Origin of the sequence: Mesorhizobium sp. M7A.F.Ca.CA.002.15.2.1, assembly GCF_003998715.1 — a bacterium.
Lineage (GTDB): Bacteria > Pseudomonadota > Alphaproteobacteria > Rhizobiales > Rhizobiaceae > Mesorhizobium > Mesorhizobium ciceri.
The window spans coordinates 1-2,555 of record NZ_RZPI01000748.1 but is presented as its reverse complement, the minus strand read 5'-3'; the positions used below and the strand labels follow the sequence as shown (position 1 = coordinate 2,555).

Genomic DNA, 2,555 nt, shown 5'->3' with positions numbered 1-2,555 from the left:
GGCTTGTGCTTGCTTGAAAGCGCCGGCGTCCCACCTATAGGCGGTGCCCAAGGGCGGGCAGGGTTAGAAGAAAGCAGTGAATGTTAGCGCGACCGATTGAACCGACCGACGCCGAGGCGGTGTTGGCTCCCCCGGCGGACGGCCGGACGCGCGGCGATGCTTTCGACCGTGCACAGCGTCATTCGCGCCGCGTGCGCGTTCTCAAATTTGCCGTGCCGGTGGCCGCAGCACTGATAGCGGTCGCTTTCCCGGTCTATTCCTATCTCGCCGCACCCGTCTCGGTGAAGATTCAGGCGGAAGGCACTGCCTTTTCCAACGGCAAGCTGGTGATGGCCAATCCCAAGCTCAACGGTTTCACCAAGCAGAAGCAGCCTTATTCGATGACGGCGCTGCGTGCCATTCAGGATGTCAGCACGCAAGGTATCATCGAGCTGGAAGGCATCGACGCCAAGGTGCCGATCGCGTCCGACAATGTGGCGGCGGTCAAGGCCTCGCACGGCACCTACGATCGCGACGGCAATACGATGAACCTGACCAGCGACGTGACGATCACCACGACCGACGGCATGCAGGCCAAGTTCAAATCGGTCTTCCTCGACATGGGCAAAGGCACTATGAAGACAGGAGATCCCGTCGATGTCAGCCGTGGCGGGTCGCGGATCACGGCGGATACGATGTCGGTCCAGGACAATGGCAAGATTCTGGTTTTCGAGAACAAAGTGCGCGTCAACATCGATTCCGCCGCCCTGAAGGCGGCACAGGGAAACAGCGGAGAAACCAATGCGGCTCAGTAGTTCGACGCGGCTCGCGGCTGCAACTTCAGCGTTGCTGCTGCTCGGACTCGTGCCGTCATGGGCGCAGACGACCAGTCAATCAGGCCTCAAACTGTCCGGCGACAAGCCGATCCAGATCGAGAGCGACAAGCTGGAAGTCCGCCAGGCCGACAGTGTCGCCATCTTCACGGGCAATGTCAGCGTCGTCCAGGGGCCGACATTGATGAAGGCCGGCAAGATGACGGTCTACTACGTCAAGGACCCCAACGCCGCTGCCAAGGGCACGGAGGCCGCGGGTGCGGCGATGACGGGCTCGGCCAACATCGACCACCTGGAGATCTCCGACAAGGTCTATATCAAGTCGGATGCGCAGATCGCGACCGGCGATCAAGGCAGCTTCGATATGAAGAGCCAGGTGCTGGTGCTTTCGGGCAAAAAGGTCGTTCTGTCGCAAAACGACAACGTTCTGGTGGGCTGCAAACTTACCGTGCAGATGAAAAGCGGGCTGGCTCAGGTGGATCCATGCGCTGGGCAACGTGTCCAGATGTCGATCACGCCGCCGCCGAAATCGGGAGCGACGAACCCCTGATGGCCAGCCTGTCGTCGCTGACGGCGCGTCTTCCGGGACGGGCCGCCGGCAAGCTTTCGGCGCCGGCCACGGTGACCGTCGATGCGGGAAAGTTCAAGGGAACCCTGATCGCCAAGGGGCTGACCAAGAGCTACAAGGGCCGCAAGGTCGTCAGCGGCGTCACCATCGGCGTGCGCGCCGGAGAGGCAGTTGGACTGCTCGGCCCCAACGGCGCCGGCAAAACGACCTGTTTCTATATGGTTACCGGCCTGGTGCCGGTGGATGAAGGCACGATCGAGATCGACGGCTTCGATGTCACGTCGATGCCGATGTACCGTCGTGCACGCCTCGGCATCGGCTATCTGCCGCAGGAAGCATCGATCTTCCGCGGCCTCAATGTCGAGCAGAATATCCGCGCCGTGCTGGAAGTGGTCGAAAAGGACCGCAAGGTGCGCGAGCGCAATCTCGACGAACTGCTCGAGGAATTCCACATCAGCCATCTGCGCAAGGCGCCATCCATGTCGCTTTCGGGCGGCGAGCGGCGACGCTTGGAAATCGCGCGAGCGCTGGCGACGCGTCCGGCCTACATGCTGCTCGACGAGCCTTTCGCCGGCATCGATCCGATCGCCGTCGCGGATATTCAACAACTGGTGCGCCACCTCACGGCGCGCGGCATCGGCGTCCTCATCACCGATCACAATGTGCGCGAAACGCTCGGCCTCATCGACCGCGCCTACATCATCCATGCCGGCCAGGTGCTGACCCATGGAAGGGCCGACGAAGTGGTGGCAAACCCGGATGTGCGGCGACTTTACCTCGGCGAGGGTTTCACCCTCTGAGCGTGAAATTTGTTTCCTGACACGATTTTTGCGGTTCGCGCGGCGCTTTTTCCTCGATTTTGCTCCGAGATAACGCTCCGGTAAGCGAGTTTTGCTACCAATTGCCTTGACAAGCAAAAGCCGGGCCAGTTTCTATGGCCGGCTGCAAAATTCCTTTCCGGAAGTCCGGATGCGTAGACGAGGCGTTTGAAACCGAACCATGGCGTTGGCGGCCAAACTACAGCTACGACAATCGCAGTCGCTGGTGATGACGCCGCAACTGATGCAGTCGATTCGGCTGCTGCAGTTCACCCATGTCGAACTCGAGCATTTCATCGACGAGGAAATCGAGCGCAATCCGCTGCTGGAGCGCGCCGAGCCGCAGGACGATGCCGC

3 protein-coding genes and 1 pseudogene are annotated in these 2,555 nt (G+C 61.1%); all 4 read left to right on the top strand.

Translation table 11 applies throughout. The features are described from left to right. Positions 1-80: 80 nt before the first annotated feature. Entirely contained in the window at positions 81-794 is a 714-nt protein-coding gene (lptC, locus tag ENZ74_RS28655) for an LPS export ABC transporter periplasmic protein LptC (protein ID WP_013529584.1), read from the top strand. Then, complete coding sequence (locus tag ENZ74_RS28650; RefSeq protein ID WP_013529585.1) at positions 781-1,362, top strand: LptA/OstA family protein; 582 nt, start codon at positions 781-783, stop codon at positions 1,360-1,362. Before lptC ends, ENZ74_RS28650 begins: the two co-directional genes overlap by 14 nt. Then, positions 1,362-2,180 carry an LPS export ABC transporter ATP-binding protein gene (gene lptB, locus ENZ74_RS28645; protein WP_013529586.1) on the top strand — a complete coding sequence of 273 codons (819 nt, stop codon included), beginning with the start codon at positions 1,362-1,364 and terminating at the stop codon, positions 2,178-2,180. Before ENZ74_RS28650 ends, lptB begins: the two co-directional genes overlap by 1 nt. 199 nt (positions 2,181-2,379) lie before the next feature. Beyond that, positions 2,380-2,555: pseudogene (locus ENZ74_RS28640) on the top strand (RNA polymerase sigma-54 factor); the annotation flags it as partial.